Annotated in this window: 14 protein-coding genes and 1 tRNA gene; 10 read left to right on the top strand and 5 right to left on the bottom strand. The window is 62.8% G+C overall.

Translation table 11 applies throughout. The features are described 5' to 3' along the window. The first annotated feature begins 196 nt into the window (after positions 1–196). The gene (locus BLW75_RS07180; RefSeq protein ID WP_034307021.1) at positions 197–1,243 is read left to right on the top strand and encodes a beta family protein; all 1,047 of its coding nucleotides are present in this window, start codon (positions 197–199) and stop codon (positions 1,241–1,243) included. On the opposite strand, the gene BLW75_RS07175 is transcribed toward BLW75_RS07180, so the two are convergent. Both BLW75_RS07175 and BLW75_RS43165 read right to left on the bottom strand, forming a co-directional pair. Beyond that, entirely contained in the window at positions 1,209–1,772 is a 564-nt protein-coding gene (locus tag BLW75_RS07175) for a sce7726 family protein (protein WP_158005352.1), read from the bottom strand. The genes BLW75_RS07180 and BLW75_RS07175 overlap by 35 nt on opposite strands. An 84-nt stretch (positions 1,773–1,856) precedes the next feature. Next, a complete protein-coding gene (locus BLW75_RS43165) occupies positions 1,857–3,233 on the bottom strand; it encodes a phosphorothioated DNA-binding restriction endonuclease family protein (RefSeq protein ID WP_198935669.1) in 1,377 nt (458 codons plus the stop codon). Between the two features lie 94 nt (positions 3,234–3,327). Between BLW75_RS43165 and BLW75_RS07165 the strand changes: the two genes are divergently transcribed. Then, positions 3,328–6,888 carry a DEAD/DEAH box helicase gene (locus BLW75_RS07165; RefSeq protein ID WP_244175780.1) on the top strand — a complete coding sequence of 1,187 codons (3,561 nt, stop codon included), beginning with the start codon at positions 3,328–3,330 and terminating at the stop codon, positions 6,886–6,888. Between the two features lie 631 nt (positions 6,889–7,519). Next, positions 7,520–8,371 (top strand): hypothetical protein, encoded by an 852-nt coding sequence (locus BLW75_RS42175; RefSeq protein WP_143055300.1) that lies wholly within the window; start codon positions 7,520–7,522, stop codon positions 8,369–8,371. A 590-nt stretch (positions 8,372–8,961) separates the two neighbouring features. Here BLW75_RS42175 and BLW75_RS07155 read toward each other — a convergent pair. Continuing rightward, complete coding sequence (locus BLW75_RS07155; protein ID WP_034307017.1) at positions 8,962–9,402, bottom strand: hypothetical protein; 441 nt, start codon at positions 9,400–9,402, stop codon at positions 8,962–8,964. Between the two features lie 1,054 nt (positions 9,403–10,456). Then, a complete protein-coding gene (locus BLW75_RS42170; protein ID WP_143055299.1) occupies positions 10,457–11,125 on the bottom strand; it encodes a hypothetical protein in 669 nt (222 codons plus the stop codon). Between the two features lie 163 nt (positions 11,126–11,288). Between BLW75_RS42170 and BLW75_RS42165 the strand changes: the two genes are divergently transcribed. The 6 genes from BLW75_RS42165 (at position 11,289) to BLW75_RS07130 (ending at position 17,212) form a co-directional block, all read left to right on the top strand. Next, the gene (locus tag BLW75_RS42165) at positions 11,289–11,504 is read left to right on the top strand and encodes a hypothetical protein (protein WP_143055298.1); all 216 of its coding nucleotides are present in this window, start codon (positions 11,289–11,291) and stop codon (positions 11,502–11,504) included. A gap of 459 nt (positions 11,505–11,963) precedes the next feature. Further along, positions 11,964–12,299, top strand: a complete 336-nt coding sequence (locus BLW75_RS07150) for a trypco2 family protein (protein ID WP_034307015.1) — start codon at positions 11,964–11,966, stop codon at positions 12,297–12,299. Position 12,300: 1 nt separating this feature from the next. Beyond that, positions 12,301–13,803 (top strand): trypsin-like peptidase domain-containing protein, encoded by a 1,503-nt coding sequence (locus BLW75_RS07145; RefSeq protein ID WP_034307012.1) that lies wholly within the window; start codon positions 12,301–12,303, stop codon positions 13,801–13,803. A gap of 6 nt (positions 13,804–13,809) precedes the next feature. Further along, complete coding sequence (locus BLW75_RS07140; protein WP_091597003.1) at positions 13,810–15,423, top strand: hypothetical protein; 1,614 nt, start codon at positions 13,810–13,812, stop codon at positions 15,421–15,423. A gap of 233 nt (positions 15,424–15,656) precedes the next feature. After that, positions 15,657–16,724 (top strand): integrase core domain-containing protein, encoded by a 1,068-nt coding sequence (locus BLW75_RS43420; RefSeq protein WP_034307010.1) that lies wholly within the window; start codon positions 15,657–15,659, stop codon positions 16,722–16,724. 29 nt (positions 16,725–16,753) lie between these two features. Next, positions 16,754–17,212 carry a hypothetical protein gene (locus tag BLW75_RS07130; RefSeq protein WP_091597000.1) on the top strand — a complete coding sequence of 153 codons (459 nt, stop codon included), beginning with the start codon at positions 16,754–16,756 and terminating at the stop codon, positions 17,210–17,212. On the opposite strand, the gene BLW75_RS07125 is transcribed toward BLW75_RS07130, so the two are convergent. Next, a tRNA-Leu gene (locus BLW75_RS07125) sits at positions 17,194–17,277 on the bottom strand. The two genes, BLW75_RS07130 and BLW75_RS07125, sit on opposite strands and share 19 nt — an antisense overlap. Before the next feature lie 252 nt (positions 17,278–17,529). On the opposite strand from BLW75_RS07125, the gene BLW75_RS07120 reads away from it, so the two are divergent. Beyond that, on the top strand, positions 17,530–18,552 hold the full coding sequence (locus tag BLW75_RS07120) for an LLM class flavin-dependent oxidoreductase (RefSeq protein ID WP_034307007.1): 1,023 nt from the start codon (positions 17,530–17,532) through the stop codon (positions 18,550–18,552). Positions 18,553–18,599: the final 47 nt, after the last annotated feature.

Raw genomic sequence — 18,599 nt, 5'->3', positions numbered from 1 at the left:
GTTACTGCAGGCAACTAATCGTCACTCTAACGTGATTATTTTCGGGAGTTGTTGCGCTCTGACGTGCACACACTGTGGTGATCGTTCGGTGGCTTGGCCGGCTCAGCGACGCTCTTGCGCAACTGCCTCACAACGGTGGATTGACTGTGGGCACCCTGTGTACTCGACTGGAAGCACCGAGTGGTAGGGGGTTGCCATGGGGTTGTTGTACATGCCCATCCTGAAGGGGCGGAGCGGAGAATTCGAGGCGCTCGCCCATATCGCCAGAAGTACGGCGGGCTCAGTGCTGCCGCTGATCGAGGCGGTACCCAAGTCGGGCACTACGGAACTCGATGTCGCAGGGTTCGTCCACAAGCTCAGGACCGACTGGCCGTTAGGAGAGGCGATAGCGGTCGACCTCGACTGCCTTGGCTCAGACAGTCAACCGATGCGATGGGACCAGCTACTCACGGACGCGCGGCGCTACCAGGTCAAATTGAGACCCGTCGTCCACTTCGCCGACAAAGCACCGGTTCTGGAGGTGCTACGCACCGCCATTGCTGCCGATAAGCGTGGCTGTTGTCTGCGTATCGATGCGTCGGAGCTTGACGAGAACCCTCGGGACCTCACCATCTGGGCGACAGATCTCGTGGCGGACCTGCTGGTCGAGCCTGAAGAAGTGGACTTGGTCCTGGACTTCGGCGTGCTTGGGGATGACCAGGTGGTCGCACATGCGGCTGAGCGAGCCATCGAACATCTCGAAGGTCTTCCGTGGCTCGACCGGTGGCGTTCTGTCGTAGTCGCTGGGGGAGCTTTCCCCAAGGACCTGTCGAACGTAGACCCGTGGGTGCTGACATCACTGCGCAGGCGAGAGGTCGATCTATGGGGCGGGCTAGCCTCGCGGAGGCGGTTCTTTGCCCGGCAACCGATCTTTGGCGACTACGGCGTGGGGTATCCGCCCCATACTCCGCCCGCTCCTGCCACACCCTCGCCGAATATCCGCTACGCGGTCGATGGTCACTGGATGGTCCTGCGAGGCACGAAGAAGGATCCTCGGGGGAATGAGCAGTACCGTGAGGTTTGCCGGGTTGTCTCTGAGCTGCCGGAATTCGGCGGCGCAGAGCTCAGCTGGGGTGACGCAAGCATCGCCAAGGTCGTCGCTGAGGAGATAGGCCCTGGAAACCCCCAGAAATGGCGGGCATATGGGACAAGCCATCACCTCGAATACGTCACGAGCAGACTTGCCAGTCTGGGCGCGCCATGATCGCTGCGTGCACCGTCTGCTGAATGTCCGTGATCGACATCGTGTCTGCCATGCGTTCCCACAGTCGGAAGCGGGTCGCGGAGGACATGCCTCGGTGAAGGTCACGTTCGCGTAGCGCGGCCATAGCCTCGTCGCGCCACAGCAGCTGCGCGACGGTATAGGGGTCAGGGGCTGGGTTGCGCGACGCATCACGCATCGGCTGGAAGGTGATCGCGCCGTCCTGCTCCTCCGCCACCCAAATACCCCACCAGCTGGGCAGCAAGGTCGATGCCTTGGTCTGGTGACGTGGTCCGCAAACGAGAGTCGCGAAGTCAAGCACGCGGCTGTAGCGGTCGATTTGGCCTGGTAGTCGGTCTAACCTGTCGCGGTCGCTCTTGATCTCGAACCCCGCCAAGGTTCCTCCGATGACCGCGATGTCGACACGGGTATCTCCGAGGCATAAGCCCAGCTCATCGCGGATGATCGCGCCGCGTTCCGTGGTTGACTCAAGGTGGACACGTAGCGCGGCCCGGATGTCGCGGTCGTTCACTTGGGCACCATACGTCACGTCGGGATCCTTGGTTGCTTCGACCAGTTGCTGCAAGCGATTCGCGTCGTAGTTCTCTCGTCGAGATCAGATTTCGCGGCCGCACAGAGCGCGATGGTAAGCCACGTGGACGTCGTCGATGGTGTGGCCGGCCTCGCGCCGAAGCGGAGCGATCAACTCACGGTTGCGGGTTCGACGAACGTTCCACTCCTCGTCGACGTAGATCGCGAACCCGTCGAACTGTGCGTGATGATTCGGACAAAGGCATAGAAGGTTCTCAATTTCGTCGGGTCCGTCATGTGGTGCGCCGAGGCCACGGATGTGGGCCGCTTCGCTTCGGAAACCGTCCCTGGTCTCTAGCTGCACGTCGCAGACCTGGCAGGTGTCCTCGTGAACAGACTTGACTCGTTTGGCAAGCTCGGCATCTCGCCGCATGCGCAGACCCCGGCCTTCGACCCGTTCGACCGGTTGCCCGCTTGCGCTCGCGAATCCGGCCAAACCTACGGTCTCAAGAAGCTCGACCCTGTCGGTTTCATCGGGCAGCTGCCGCATCGTCACGGCGATGACTTCGCCTTGTGCGTTGGTCGAGTTGAGCAGCTTATTCGCTGCGACCGTGAAGCCTGCCGCAGCGTCCTCGCCGAACGCGTTACGCTGTGGGTCGAATCCGTCGACCTCCCAGAAGGTCGTGGAACGTAGTGACAGGACGGGCTGTTCAGGCGGCTCGGACGAGCCGACCTTGACCAGTAGTGGCCCGAGCGCATCGCGAAACTCCGGCCAAATCGCCCGGCGCAGTCCGCAGTCTGCTCGCTTGCCGATCATCCACAATACGGTTAAAGCGTCTGACCACCGCGAGGCTCCCAGCGTCGTGAGCTGAGTGACGAACTCTCGCCGTGTCAAGCTTTCCTGCTTCAACCATGTGGATGAAGGCTTGGCGCTATGTGTTCGACCGTCCAGCAAAGCATGGATGGTTGCGGCCTGGCTGGACTCGGCCAGACGCATGCCTCGCAGCGGAACCGGCACCCCCAGCTCTTCCGCGGGGACCGGCGGATCGAGCGGCTGCACGTCAGCCAGGGCCATCATGTGCTCCCACGTCACCTCGCGTCCCTCGCTCAGTTCGGCGCCCCAGATCGCACGCGCGGCGGCGGGGTCGCGGAACAGATGCGCGATCGATGCACTCGCGTAGAAGGCCTTGTCGGCATAGAACAGGACAGTGTCTCCTACACGCCTGTCCCGCAGCGCCTGAAACTTCTCGTTGCCAGTGCTCTCGGTGGGCGTTGCGCCCCACAGCCTCGCGTCACCATCCGGGTACAGCTCGGCAAGGGTCTCGAGATGGGCTTTCAACGATCCGGCGTACTCGGCGAGACTGATGCCTCGACGCACTGACCGCTCGTAGTGGCGGCGTGCAGTAGCCAAACGTCCGCGAGGCTGCAGTAGCACGCCAGGCGGCTGATCATCGATCGTCACGAGCACGAGTTTAGAGGGATGACGATCAAAGTGGGGACACGACGTCTGGTGGGAGCTTTCCAAGTGGGCGTGGCGGGATCTCGCCCTGACGACGGTGGCAGTACTCGGCGCGGTAACGTGTCGGCTGCTTCTTTTCGAGCAAAGAATGCTGCGGGGGACATCGATGGCTGGAGATCCACGCGCCGCGCAAGTGGTGCGGTTTTGGCGGGCAGTGGAAACGTTCAGTCCGCAGAGCGCGCCGCGCCCGACACGGAACCGACGTCAGGGCGCGGACGAAATCGTACTGGACCTGGCAGCCGACGATATTGCTCCTTGGGATCAGCGGCATTGGATCGCCAAAGCTGCGTTGCCCAAGGGTAAAGTATGGCAGTTCAGCGTGTACGGCGGAATCTATGGCTTGCCCGCTGCGCGTGAGGCGTTAGCCGCGGTTTTCGGTCGCGAGAACAACGAATTCGTAGAACGCGACGACTCGGATACAGCGATGTTCGCGTTCACCCTCGACGCCGAAGGCTACTTGGTCGAGGACTCACCTTGCTTGTCCGCTTGCGCATGGGCGATCAGCAGGCTCCAAAAGCCTGGACCGGACGCACCAGGCTGGCTGGAGGGATTCAAAACCGAGGAGAAGGCGTTCGTCGCAGCGCTCAATCGACTTGCTCCGCCCAAGCCGGTTCGGTCCGGCTCGAGGGGTAACGGGTTTGCGGCCAAGGCTGGTAAAGCAGTGCTTGGCCAGCTCAAAGGCGCGGCCGCCGATGCGGTGACGACTGGGGCGAAGGCGACTGGTGACGCAGTCAAGGTCACGACGGCAGCCGCTCTGACCACCGTGGCCGGCCCGCTCATCGGCGGTATCGCTGGGGCGGCGGCTGGCACGTTCGTGGAGAAGCTGCTTACCCCGCCGGCACCGAAGCCCGAATCGGCAACCGCAGCCACGGGAGCCACTTCTGACCAGCAGACTACCGAGCCGCCACTATCCGAACCGCCGCTGATGACACCGCAGCTCGTGCATGCTTTCGTGTCGCGGCTCGGTGCAGCGTTGGACGTGACTGACCTGCTCAAGGTCGAAGGGGTACGGGTGAAGTGCGTTCAGGTCCACCAACGCACCGCGGACGAGGCGTCAGAACAGAACTTCCTGAACAGCTTCATCTCCGATGACCTACTCCGTATAGAGGCCGCGGTGCGGGACGGTGATGTCGGTCCCGGGATCGACTCTTACCTGGCCGACACAGCCTCCATTCCGGTCGGCAATCGGATCGATGTGCGCTCGTTCCCCGAGACTGTCGTGGGCAAGGTCGCGCCGAAGCACATTCCCGGAGGACGGTGGCCGACCGCGATCGATAGGCCCTTGGCGGTGAGTCAGCAGTTCGCGGTCAACGAGATCATGGGCGAGTTCGCCTCGGCGTCCGGAGTTTTCGCGGTGAACGGACCACCCGGCACCGGCAAGACGACCATGTTGCGCGACGTGGTGGCCGCCGTTGTCGTCGACCGTGCCCAGCGCATCGTCGACCTACGGGTGGCGCATCCGACCGATGCATTCGCCGAGCGGACCGATCGAGTCCCGTTGAGGCCGAAGTACACCGCGACTGTGCACTGGCTTCGACCAGAGCTGACCGGTTCCGAAATCGTGGTCGCGACCGCGGGCAACAAGGCAGCGGCCAACATCACCATGGAGATCCCTGGAATTGATGCGGTGCGTGGAGCAGAGGACGCGGCTTGCGGAGCCGACTACTTCACCGAGCTGGCCAGCAATGTGCTCGGGGCAGAAGCGTGGGGGTTGATCGCGGCCAAGCTCGGGAAACGGAGCAACCGCGGTACGTTTGTCAAGCGTTTCTGGTGGGGTGACCAGGCTGGTGGGGGCAGCGCTTCAGCGCCGGAGCAGCCGGCGCCGATTAAGGGCATGAAAGAGATCCTCGAAGACGCGGCCGCGCGCCCGCTGACCGCGGACATCTGGGCAGAATCTGTGCGTCGGTTCAAGCAGGTGCGTGCCGAGGTCGACGAGTTAACAGCCCAGCGGCAGCAGGCCGCTGATGTGATTGATCGACTCGTCCCTCGCAAGGCAGGACTCGTCGATTTACGAGCCACTGTCGACGCGGCACGCACGGCAACCGCACACCACACCGCAGCCCTCGCCGAAGCGAACGCCAAGCTGGTAGTTGTGGAGAAGAAGGCCGCGGATGCCGGCGAAGCATGCGACGAGCACGCGGCGCGCCAACCCAACTTCTGGGTGTCCCTCTCTACTTTCTTTCGTGCTGGACGTGAGTGGGACACGAAACGCCGTAAACTCGACAGAGCACTCGATGACGCGAAGGCGGCTGTCGAGGCCGTCCGATCGACAGTGGCCATCCATAGGGCTGCGGTGGGGGAGGCCAGCACCGCGCAGCGGCGGCACGAGGTCAGGCTGCAGAAGACCCTGCATGAAATCGCCGCGTTGGAAAACCAGCTTGCGCAGGCCCGCGCGCGGTGGCCGGAGCGCCTTCCGTATCGGGCGGATTTCGCCACAGATGAAGAGTTCCAACTCTGCACGCCGTGGGCTGACGCCGCGTACACCGAGGCTCGCAATCGTCTGTTCCTTGAGGCGCTCCGTCTGCACAAGACCTTTATCCTCGGTGCGGAGCCCCGGCTGAAGGACAACCTCGACGTCGCCATGGCGATGTTGCGCGAAGGTCTGCGCATGCCGGCTGAGACACTGCGCATGGTATGGCAATCCTTCTTCCTCGTTGTTCCGGTTGTTTCCACCACCTTTGCCTCGCTGCCGCACCTGTTTCGCGGTCTTGAGCGTGAAACGTTCGGATGGTTGTTCATCGATGAGGCCGGTCAGGCAACGCCGCAACAGGCACTCGGTGGGATCTGGCGTGCTCGACGCAGCGTGATCGTCGGAGACCCGCAGCAGCTGAAGCCGATTGTGCCATTGCCCCTGTCCGCGCAGCACGCGTTGAGGCGCAACCATCGCGTCGACGAGCAGTGGACGCCGGAAAACGCCTCGGTACAGCGGCTTGCCGATCGTTCGGCTCGGTTCGGCACGTCGCTTCCGGAACCGGATGGCAACGGTCGGGTATGGGTTGGCGCGCCACTACGGGTGCATCGACGCTGCGAACGATTGATGTTCGGCATCTCGAACGATATAGCCTACGGTGGCGACCTAATGATCTACGGAACCCAGGTCAAGGGTGACTATCCCGGCCACAGTGCATGGATCGATGTGCGCGGCCCATCGTCTGACAACTGGGTGCCTGAAGAGGGCAAAGCATTAGCCCACTTGCTCGACGAGCTGAAACGGGATGGCATTGCTCCCGAGGAGATCCGTGTGATCAGCCCGTTCCGTGACACAGTCCGGGGAGCCACGGGGGTCTCCAGCAACCGACTCGGCTGGACGTTTGCCAGAGAAAACGTCGGTACGGTACACACCGTACAGGGCCAGGAGTCGAACGTGATCATCCTCGTTCTGGGCAGTGCGCCACGTAAGGTTCGAGCTCGAGAGTGGGCAGCGGAAACACCGAACCTGCTCAATGTCGCGGTGTCCCGGGCGAAACGACGGATTTACGTCATTGGTAACCGCGGTCTCTGGCGGGAACAGCGCTTCTTCGAGACGCTTGCTGCCCGCCTTTCGGTGCGAGCTTGGCCAATGGATGACCTGCCTGACAACGTACACCGAACGTTCTGAACCAAAAGTTCAACAGGGGAACTCACGGGCGTTCCCCGGTGGCCAGTTCGCGAGTTGGTATTGCCGCTGAATAATGTCGGTCCGCAGAATGTAGTTACCCGAGGCAGGCTGGCTGAGCTAGACAGTCAGGTTCATGTAGCGTGACAACGTTGTTGAGTGCGCAAGCGCAGCGCGAGCTGGTGGGTTCGGTGCCTGCATGTCATGGAGCTGACCTGTGTATGCGCCATAGATGTGGTGGATGTTCGCTGAGCGGGACTCTCGGCTGGTCAGTGGCGTCGACGTCGTGCGAGTCGAACAAACGTGGTGGTCCGTCGTTATCTGGCCGTGGCCCGTCAGAGTGGATTACTGTGCGCCCGGCTGCGGTCCTCAGACTGATGCCGCCGCTGCAGTGAGGTCCGGGCTGGCGGCTCCGGCTCGAAACTCAGGCGATGTGGGATCGATCAGTTACCCGTTGTCACCCACATGACCACAGCTCGCCCCGCCAGTCACCAGAGTTACGACCGCAATCACGGCGACTACGTCACGTGCGCAACTGATGACTTACAGTTCTTCTGCTGGCGGATTTCCGAAGCGCGATTGGTCAAGTACAGCTAGTAGTCGACCTTAGTGTTGCGCCGCCGGGGAGGGCGAGTTGAACGACTATCTGTCGCTGTTGCCATCGACCTTGCAGTGGGTGTCGAACCAGCTCGGGTCCGTGTCCGCCGTGCCTTGGCCGTTGTGGATCGGCCTTTTGTTCCCGATCTACGTAGCGGCGATCTCGATTGTCGTCTGGTTCTTACGGGGGCGCTGGCTGGTGCACTGCGCTTACCCCAAGACCAGCCGTGGGTGGGAATGTCGGAACTGGGTGCCGGGCGAGTGGTCCCGGTGCAGGCATCACAACAGCCGGCGAAGCTACCGGTTTGGACACTCGGTGAATCCGAACATCCGACGATGGCAGACCTTCGGCCAGGGCAACGTGATCATCGATCGTCCCGAACATGGGGTGGGAATGCTGAGGCTGCGACCGGCCGGGGCAACGCTGCTATACCAGCGCGGATACCCTCGTCCGCCGCTATCTGTACTTCAGCAGTTGCCGGCTGCGGCGGCGGCCGCATGGCGCCGGATCAGGCAAGCCCGCCTCAAAGAACCCGTTGATGACCGCCAAGTAGAGCGAGGGATTGGTTCCACGCGCACCGACGTCGCAGAGGGCCTTGAGCGGGTCGTCGCTGCGACCAGGTTCGCAATGGTTGCGTTCATCGCTGCGATCGCGCTAACGGCGGTTGCGGTCTTGCTGGACGGTACGGCGCAAACAGTTCTTCAGTACCTCGCGACGTTGGGGTTCGTCTTGGCGTGGGCGGCAACGAGTTCTGGCATCTGCAGCCGAAGCTCAAACTGGCTGAGGGGGGCGTGCTTGAAGAGTTTGAAGTGGTGGTTCTTCATCTTCGTCCCGGTTGCCGTGCTCAATCTAGTCTTCACGGTCGTGAACAAGACGTCGGCACAGTGAGGATCGACCTCGGTGGGTGTCAGCGCCTGCTTCGGCGATCGGCCTTGCCTCTACCTGCATTCGATGGTAGGGGTCGGCTAGGCTGGCGTGCCAGGTCGACGTAGACAAGGTCTCTCCGCAGGAACCTGACGAACGGCGAGCATGTCAGAGAGGGACTTGAGCCCCCACAACGCTGACCTGCGTATTACGCCTCGAAGCAAGCAGGCAAAGAAAAAAGCCCCTGTTCAGGGGCTTGATCATGTGTCCGAGGGGGGAGCTGCTCACTATCCACACGCCTGGACTTGGCGCGATGACGACTGCTGTAGTCACCAGCCATCGCGGCAGTTGAGGCTAATTCCGAGTGTCGCATCGAGTAGCCGCATGAGAGAGCTCACTCGGGTGGGTCCGCTGCCTTCCTGTCTTGCCCAACGTCGTACCTGCTATGGATTGGTGACTTACCACGGCCTTATCGCCCTTGATCACGATCTACTCGGCCGGCTGCTCGTTCGACGTCGTTGACCAGCACGGTTAGCGCCGAAACTCGCGGTGTGCGCGGCGAAAGCCCAGCCAGTGCCCGGCCTCGATCACGACAACAGACTTGCCGCCTAGAATCACACATGCCTGAGCGGTCGCCGCTGTGCCGAACGCATCTGTAAGACGGCGGCTGGCATCTCTGCCTCAAGCCAGAGCTGGCCGCCGACCCGTGCACCGAACAGGTCGATCCCCCCTTCGATCCGACAGTTCGTGATGTTGACGTCCAGGCGCGCGGCGAGCGCATGCGTACGAAGCGCCGGGTGGTCGGTGGTTGAAAGAGTGGAGCCGTGGAGATCTAGACTCGCGCCGATGTCGGCGCCCCAGAGGTTGACGCCACCGATAGCAGTAAGTCGCCTGGCGTAGAAACCCCCCGTGACGTGGATGCTCGGCGCTTTGATGGCGTAGGAGTCCGAGTTCGGGCTCTCCACGTGTGAGTCGGTGAGCCAGAGCTGGCCACCGATCTGCGCGCCGAAAAGTTCGATCGACCCAAATGTGGGTGTCGGTGGGGGCAAGGTCACCAGCCACCCGCAGAGCCTGGCCTTTGAAGGCCGGCAGGGTGCACGAGCGGAACTCCAGCACCTTCACCTCGCTCTCCCGAATAGTCACCGGCTCGTCGAAGGTGCAGTTCTCGAACAGGAGTGGGATTCCGAGGGACGTATGCTGTAGTTCGAGCGCACCGGTGATCTGCGTATCACGCATGTGGAACAGTGGTGTTCGCCCGGGCTGCGAAGTAACGCGTTTGAGCAGGACCCGGGTAATCGCCGCTGCCGACGCGGACGCCAGCGCTATCGGCTCCCCCGTCGGACGTGCTGTGCGATGCGTTGCTCGAGCGTGCTTCGAAAGTTTCGGTTGCGCATGCCCAGACTATTCCGCAGCGACGTAGCCACCGCGACCATCTGATCTTGCGGTGGAAGGTCTTCGGCTGTCTGGCATCGCACCGGCGCCTCGGGGTGGCGCGCGAAGGTCGGAGTGGAGCAGACGGAGTCCGAGCTCCTCGGTCTGTGGGACTACCTTGCAGCCGCTCTTCAGCTACATGAGCGAGTGAACGGGCAGTTTGTGGATCAGTCGTTGAAACTCGACCTTCCCGCAGCCGGACCGAAACTGGGCATCCCCAGGATAGTGGTGTGCTGGGCTGCCGCATCGCCGACGACGAGTTTTGACAGTTTCCTCGTAGCATGTTGATCGCGCGGCGTAGCTTGCGCGGTTCAGGTGTTTCGACGCCGGTGATCTCATTGAGCACGTAGTTGACAGCCTCAGCGGGCCAGTGGACAGTCGAGAACGATCTCGAAGAGGTCCTTGCAGAGCTCTTCGATGTCGAGTCGGTCAGGCGCCCTAGCGCGAACTCATCCACCAGGAAGACCCTACCGCCGGTCTCGACGATGAAAACGCCGACGTAGCGCCGAGCAGGGTCACCAGCCCGCCGGTGCGTGTCTGGTCGAGGGGAATGAGCGCGCTGGGACGGCACTGCAGCGTGAAAGCGGTATGTGACCCCGTTTTCGGGACCCACAAGTCTGACGTAGGCAGGGCCGTAATCGTCAGACTCTGATGAGTTAAATGAATTGGTCTGTACTTCTAATGTCCACGGCAGGGTATGGTGCCGACGAGTGAATCAAAACTCGGCGCTGACCTCCAGGTGTTAACGCAGAAATCCCAGTCGAATTGTTTTTCGTTTGGCGATACTGATTCCGCCTGGGTGGCCAGATAGATTGGCGAGTTGGCCGAGCCAAAGGTATTCGTTTTCTCGATTCCGTTCTCTGAGTATGTTACGGATACTACTGACCCGTACACTTGGTCGGGTTCGCCGGAGTAGTATACGGTGATGTATCCTGTCTGCGCGGTCTCCACGACAACGACGCCGCCGGGTATCGTGGTCTCCGGCTCACCATCGGCGTCAATATCCATTGGAAGCCTTGGCGCGGGCGAATCCAGATCGACCTTGACGTTCGTTCCCAGTTCGCCTCCGGCGCCATATTGGCATTTAATGCGGTCATTGCCGGCTAGTCGAGCTTTCGATATTGTCCGAATTGCAATATTTTTCACCGTGATCGGCGACGTGACGTTGGCATTGACTTCAATTTCCACGGAATTACCGATCATGGCGGCTGAGTTTGCTACCGCCCAATCGTACCATTCGTCACAATGTTGAGTATTCTCGGTTGATGGGTAGCGTGGCGGGGCTGTCATGGGCAGCACCCCTTCTTTGGGGTACATGTAGGAGGTTGTGCCGAGTGTCATTGTCACTTGGCCATCTCGGGTTTGAGGCGGAGGCGCAGGTGGGGGAGCGAAGTAGGTGCACGTAGCTACAATTGCGGCGACGCAAGCAAAAACAAGCCCTATAAAGGCAATTCGTGTATCAACTCCGAGAATTTTGTCTCCCTGTCTGATTTCTTGCGCAGGCACGTCATTGGTTTTGCTGAAAGATCCCGATGCCCGTTTCGTGGGTTTTGTTGTGGCGCGAGCTGGTTTCCGCTGGTTCCTGGCGGAAGTCCGGCGAGATGTCATCGGCATTCTTCTCCCTGCTGCGGCGTGCACTGGTGGCCGAGCCGCGGGGATTGGCGGCGCGGCGGTCCTGGAGGTCGAGCCGGGTGGTGCGCTTCGCCTGACGCTGGCCGGCCTGTGAAGTGTTCGGTGTTGCTCATGAGATGAGCCTTGTGTTCCTGCTGAGCGACCTTCGATAGTCGTTGTTGCTGGCGATGTCGTTACTGGGGTGGCAGTCGCTGTGGGTGCCTGTTTGTTGGGGATCGATGTGAACGATCTTCCGCCTCGGGCCAGTTTCGGGTGGTCGTACACCTGTCGGGATCCGGTGTCACGGGACTCGGCGCACGTGAGGGTCTCTGCAGTTGCGGAAGGGGTGGGGCCGAACCTCGAAGGTTATCCCGTCCCCCTATTTGGGCAGGCCGGGTCTAACAATTCCTAGGTTAAGGAGGGCTCTGGCGGGGTCTGCGGTGGCCAGGGCAGGAAGCGTTGACTCCATCAGCTCGGCTTGTGCTGCAGTACTTGGGCTGTAACGAATCATGCCCGTCAGCGACTTGTCGGAGGAGGTTCGTCGACAGCGCGAGCCCGGAGGTGGAGACGACGCGTGAACGAGTCGGGTGCGGATGGGCAATTGCTGATGGATCGGGATGGGGTGCCGTTGTCGACGGCTATTGCGCTCCTGCGCTCAGAACTGGCAGAAGCGATCGACGCTGGCCGCGAAGCAGGTGTGCGGTTCGTGGCCGAGTCGATCGAGCTTGAACTCGAGATGGTGATCAAGGACGTGCGTAAGGTGGACGGCAAGCTCAGCCTGTGGCGGGTGCTATCGGCCGGGGGTTCGAAGCAGTACGAGTCGGGCGCCAAGCACAGGCTGAAGTTGGTACTCAAGCCACGTGACACTGTGCTGTCCCCGGATGAAGAGACTTTAATCGGCGACGACTGACATGGCGGCGACCGAGCGGCTGGAAGCCCACGTGCGTCGGCTCGCACGGATACAGGGCAAAGCCCGCGGCTCTGGATACGCGGTGACCGCCGGCCTGGTGCTGACATCGGGGCACGTCGTCGGCGACGTCGGATCGGACTGTGCCGTGTGGCCCGAATCCGGCGGTGAGCACATTGGTGTGGTGCGTTGGCGCGCGGACCATCTCGGTCTGGACGCGGCCCTGGTCGAGGTGCTGGGAGAGGTCTGGGCCCCCGCTGGCGTCGGCTGGGCGGAGCTACGCGGCGCAGGGTACGGCGAGTGTCTCGTCCTCGGCTATCCGTGGGTCAGTAAGGACGGTACGGGGCCGCGTGTGGCTGAACTGGCCTGCCGGGCGTCTCCGACGCCGTCCAGCGCCGTCCAGCGTTACGAGTTGCACTTAGTGGACGCCCCGCCAAGGGATCGTCCGCGCGAATCCGGCGAGAAACGCCCGTCCAGTTGGGCGGGGCTTTCCGGTGGGCCGCTGCTGACCAAGGACGGGAGCAGGGTCCTCGGGGTTGTCCGTGCTGATGACCCGAGGTTCCACAATTCTGCCCTTGGCGCGGAACGGATCGTCGCCCTGCTGGACGATGACGTCTTCGCGCGCCTGGTGAACGCGAAGCGCGAAGACGTGCGAACGGAATGGACAGGCTCGCAGCGGCGAACCGTCAGTCGCGGCATGACCGTGGCGATTCTGGCGGCCGCCGTCGCCTTGACAGTCAGCGCGACCGTCGCGATAACCACGCTCGGTGGTGACTCCGACACGCCGGAAGCGGCTTCGCCTGACGCACCGCCAGTGACAGTGCAGGACGTCACCACGTTTAAGACCAGCAAACAGGATGACAAGCTCGTCTTGCCAGACGTGGTCACCATGACGCCCACTGAAGTGGGGTCCTTCAAGGACGGCACCGCCTCGACATCCGCGACGTTCCAGGAGTGGTACGGCCGGCACGGTGGTGTCGCCCTGAACTCTGGCTTCACCAACATCACCGTGCAGGGCAACGATCGTGACCCGGTCCGGATCACGGACATGAAGGTGCTCAAGAACTGCGGCCATCCCGTCGACGGGACCGTGTTGCAGGGCTATACGCAGGGCGGCGGTGAGGACACGGTCAAGATCGGGTTTAACCTCGACCAGCCCGATCCGATCCCTGAGCGGATGGCCTTCGTGACCACTGGGCTGATGGGATTGGGGACCAACTATTTCGCCGACCGGACGGTCGTGTTGGCTCGTGGGGAAAGTCAGACCATCACAGTGGGCGCGTACACCCGCCACAGCCACTGCAAGTTCACCTTTCGCCTGGTAGTGGCTACCTCTAACGGCACGTTTACTCAGGACGTCGATGCGGGCGGCAGGCCGTTCGAGGTGTCAGCCGAGGCGATGCCGAAACAGCCGGACCGGCCCTATTCCGGCTACAGGGCTGCATATGTTCAGAACGAGCTGCTGGTCTGGCAGAGCGTCGACCCGACGACCTACGAACAGAAGTGAGTACGGATGTCGTTGCGCAAGGTATTCCTTCTCGCTTTGGTGGCGTGTGTCGTGGCGGCTGTCGTGACAGTGCTCGTTCTCAGAAAGGACAACGGCGTAACCGCTGAGCCACCGAAAGCAGCCGACACCACCGCTCCCGCGTACGCCTACACCACCGAAAGGGAGTTCGTCCTCATGCGTGGGGAATCGGTGGTGATGAAGGTCGCCAGGCCGTTCGACCGGGACCTGCCCAATACCCACCAGGTCGCCTGGACTGTCAGCGGCAACTATGTTGCTCTGCTGGCCGGGGCGGCTCTTCTGCAGGAGCCACCGGAGACTGAAGAGCTCATCACCGTCGACACTCGCACAGGGGAGCAGCAACGACGGCGATGCCCGCGGTGCTCGGAGCTCACCGCGGTGGGACGTGACGGTGTGCTGGCGGCCATTCCGGGTGGCCACATCAGGTTCGACCTTGACATACCCGGAGATGGCGCACCGGTGAGCCTGTCCGCCCCGCCGTCCAAGGGCTACTCGCGAACTTTTCTCGCCAGTACTGAGCATCTGGTGCTGACCCAGCAAACGATTCAGGTTGGCGCCTCGGCCTTCAGCGATCGCCTGGAGCTGTTCCGGCCGGACGGAGCGAACGGACGGAATCTGGGCTTCTTCGAATCGGCCATGTCAGCGGCAGCGGTCGGTGGCCCCGCAGAGAGCGATTCCTCTTTCGCTGTCGCGGTCAGTCACAGTCCCGGGCTTTGCTTCAACGCCTCCTCGGTCTTTCTCATCACGGCCGATGGTAAGTCTCGCGAAACCAACCTGTCTGCGGCCGAGCCGCCCGGCTTCGTGCCGAACGAGACTGGCGGCGGCATAGCGGTCCATGATCTGTGGTGGGACACTGACCGCGGGCTGCACGCGTCCGTTAGCTCCTGGACGTGCGATGAGAGCAAGCCGGACGAAGCCACCAAGAAGGTGTTGCGGGGGCCCGCCCGCCTGTGGCGGCTTGACGGGTCTAAGTGGGTTCAGGAGGACACCACCCCAACGACTTTTGTGCGCAGGCTGGATCAGCGAAGCATGGTCAGTCTCCGCGAGAAGAAGCTTGAGATCGCCGAGGATGGTGGCCGGAAGGCGATCGCCGAGGGAGTCATTTCCCTCTACACCGCACCGGTGCTTTCGCAGACGTCCAAGTCTGCGCGCACTGTTGGTCTCGACAGTGCGCCCGTGCCCAGCCTGTGCGAGCATCCGGCAGGCAAGCTGGTCGAAGGTTCGTTGCCTGGAATCCCCGAGATCGACGGTTATGTGGCGTTGGAAGACGACCCAGCGCTCGCGCAGGATCTGACCGGTGACGGCAAGGCCGAGATCGTCGCGGTTTTCGGCTGTTCCCAGGGCGGGGTCAACTGGCCGGAAAGCCTCGTCGTCTATACGCCTGATATCCAGGTCATAGGCTCCGTGAACCTGGGTGACCTCGTGCCAGCGGAGCATTCCGAGGTGGACTGGCTGGAGAGCAGGGACGGCCACGTGTCGGTGAGCTGGAAGTCCTACGAAGGCGCCGGTCAATGCGAGCAGCGGTGGACCGCTGTGCTCGAGTGGAACGGCAGCATCCGGGTGAGAAACCTGGCCAAGGTTGGCCTGGCGCAGAATTGCTGAATGGGCCAGAATCTTTGCAGCCGTTCGTTCGATCGCTGCAGCCGAGTCTACGCATCGCCCGCCGCATCCTCGGTGTGTTACTGCTCCGAGAATCGTGATGGCGAGGACTTCCTATGGTTACGCGTTCGGCGAAGTGTGGAGTGCATGCGTACCTGTGGGGTTCCAGAAAGTCGGTCCACACGTCCGGCCTGCGGCTACAGACGCGTTCGCCGAGCAGGGCATGATCGGCGGCCATGTCGTTGCGTCTGCTCTATCTGATCTTCTTGCGACTGGTGGGCCTGGTGGTGTTGCTCGGCCGCTCGTCGGCATCCAAGGACGTCGAGTTGCTGGTGCTGCGCCACGAGGTCGCTGTGTTGCGCAGAGGAAATCCGAAACCTCGTCTGGACTGGGCTGATCGGGCTGTGTTCGCCGTTTTGGTTCGCAGGCTGCCCAAGAGGCTGCGGCTGCACCGGTTGGTCACTCCGGGCACGATCCTGCGCTGGCATCGGCGCCTGGTAGCCGCGAAGTGGACCTATCCACACCGGGTCGGACGTCCTCCCGTCGACGAGGCGATCGCTGGGTTGGTCGAGCGGATGGCCACAGAGAACCACGGCTGGGGCTACAAGAGGATTCAGGGTGAGCTGTTCAAGCTTGGATATCGGGTCGGCGCGTCGACGATCCGGCGGGTCCTGAAGCGGGCGCGCATATCGCCAGTGCCGGTCCGGCGTACCGACACGACGTGGCGGCAGTTTCTGCGCACGCAGGCTTCGACGATGCTGGCGTGCGACTTCTTCCACGTCGACTGTGCGGTCACTCTCAAGCGGATCTACGTGTTCTTCGTATTGGAGGTCGGCAGCCGCTACGTCCGCGTCCTCGGCACGACCACGAATCCGGACGGCGAGTGGACTACGCAACAGATCCGCAACCTCGTGATGGATCTCGATGATCGCATCGACGACTTCAGATTTCTGATCCGTGATCGGGCTGGCCAGTTCTCGGCCTCGTTCGATGCCGTCCTGGCCGACGTGGGCATCGAGACGGTAAAGATCCCTCCGCGTTGCCCGCGGGCGAACTGCTACGCGGAACGGTTTGTGCTCACGGTCAGAACCGAGCTCACCGACCGTATGTTGATCCTGGGCGAGCGGCATCTGCGTGCCGTGCTCGCCGAGTACGTCCGGCACTACAACGGACGACGGCCGCATCGTTCCCGCGAGCTCCGCCCACCACGGCCGACCCACCCCGTGGCAGACCTCAACTCCCACCGGATCAAACGACAGCGGCTTCTCGGAGGCCTGATCAACGAATACGAACGAGCCGCGTAAATCCACTGGTCAGCACCGGAGACCGACTTTTGGAACCCCACAGGCTGTTCGCGCCCGACAACGTCGACCAGACCGTTGCGGCGCTGCTTGACTCCGCTGGTGGGAACACTGGCGGTGCGCACGAGGCGGCTCGGCGCCGGCTGGCGGACGCGGAGGCGCGGCTTCGTCGGTTCCAGGAAGCCATCGGGGCGGGAGTCGATCCCACGGCCGTCGTCGATGCCATGAACCAGGCGCACGCGGAGCGTGTTGCGGCCAAGGCCGAGCTGGACGGCGCGCCTGCGGACCGGAGAGTCACGGACGCGGAGGTCTACGCGATGATCGATTCGCTCGGGGATGTCGGAGCGATGCTCGCCGATGCGAAGCCAGCCGGGCTGGCCCGGCTCTACCAGCGGTTGAACCTGGAGTTACGCTACGAACCAAAAGAGCTGGCCATCTATGCGATGACCAGCCCCGGTGTAGATATTGCGTGTGTCCGAGGGGGGACTTGAACCCCCACGTCCGTTAAGGACACTAGCACCTCAAGCTAGCGCGTCTGCCATTCCGCCACTCGGACTTGCTGATGTGAGAAGAGTATACGTCGCCTGGAAGGCCTCAATCAGGGGGGTATGTATCGTCACGCAGACCGACATTGAGATGATGATCGGTTACCCTCCGACAGATTCCGTGCCCCTGCATGGGTGAGCGACGGGGGCAATTCCCCAGGTCGGACGCCGAAAGCACGCATCGTGACTGATGATGACAGCGGGTCACGGGCAGGTGTGGGCGGCTGGGAATCAAACCCGGTCATCGGACGCTTACACGTGCTGTGAAGAAGATTGGTTTCCTGTCCTTCGGCCACTGGTCGGCGAGCGCGCACTCCGAGACGCGGTCCGCCGCCGACTTCCTGCATCAGTCGATCGACCTGGCCGTCGCGGCCGAGGAGCTCGGCGTGGACGGCGCGTACTTCCGTGTGCACCACTTCGCGCGGCAGGCGGGCAGTCCGTTCCCGTTGCTGTCGGCGATCGGGGCGCGCACGTCGAAGATCGAGATCGGTACCGGCGTGATCGACATGCGCTACGAGAACCCGATGTACATGGCGGAGGAGGCGGGCGCCGCCGACCTCATTTCGAGGGGCAGGCTCCAGCTCGGGGTGAGCCGGGGATCCCCGGAGCAGGTGATCGACGGCTGGCGGTACTTCGGTTACGGCCCGGCGGAGGGGCAGACCGTCGCGGACATGGCCCGGCAGCGCACCGAGGTCTTCCTCAAGCTGCTTGACGGCGAGGGGTTCGCGCAGCCGAATCCGCGGCCGATGTTCGCCAACCCGCCGGGGCTGCTGCGGCTGGAGCCGCACTCGGAGGGATTGCGCGAGCGGATCTGGTGGGGTTCCAGCTCGAACGCGACCGCGGTGTGGGCGGCGGAGCAGGGCATGAACCTGCAGAGTTCCACGCTCAAGGACGACGAGACGGGGGAGCCGCTGCACGTTCAGCAGCGCAAGCAGATCGAGGCCTACCGCGAAGCCTGGAAGAAGGCCGGCCACTCGCGCGAGCCGCGGGTGTCGGTCAGCCGCAGCATCTTCGCGTTGACCAACGACCTGGACCGCGCCTATTTCGGCCGCGATCGGGACTCTCGGGACCAGGTCGGCATGATCGACGAGACGACCAGGGCGATCTTCGGCCGGTCGTACGCCGCCGAGCCGGACGAGCTGGTGCGGGCGCTCAAGGAGGACGAGGCGATCGAGGCCGCGGACACCTTGTTGCTGACCATCCCGAACCAGCTCGGTGTCGAGTACAACGCGCACGTGCTGGAGAGCATCCTCGAGCACGTCGCGCCGGAGCTCGGCTGGCGCTGAGAATGCGCGGTTCGGCGGATGGGCCGGGGCCGCTCGCTCGTTACGAT

This window comes from Amycolatopsis lurida, assembly GCF_900105055.1.
Taxonomy (GTDB): domain Bacteria; phylum Actinomycetota; class Actinomycetes; order Mycobacteriales; family Pseudonocardiaceae; genus Amycolatopsis; species Amycolatopsis lurida.
This window is presented reverse-complemented; position numbering and strand designations above follow the sequence as displayed.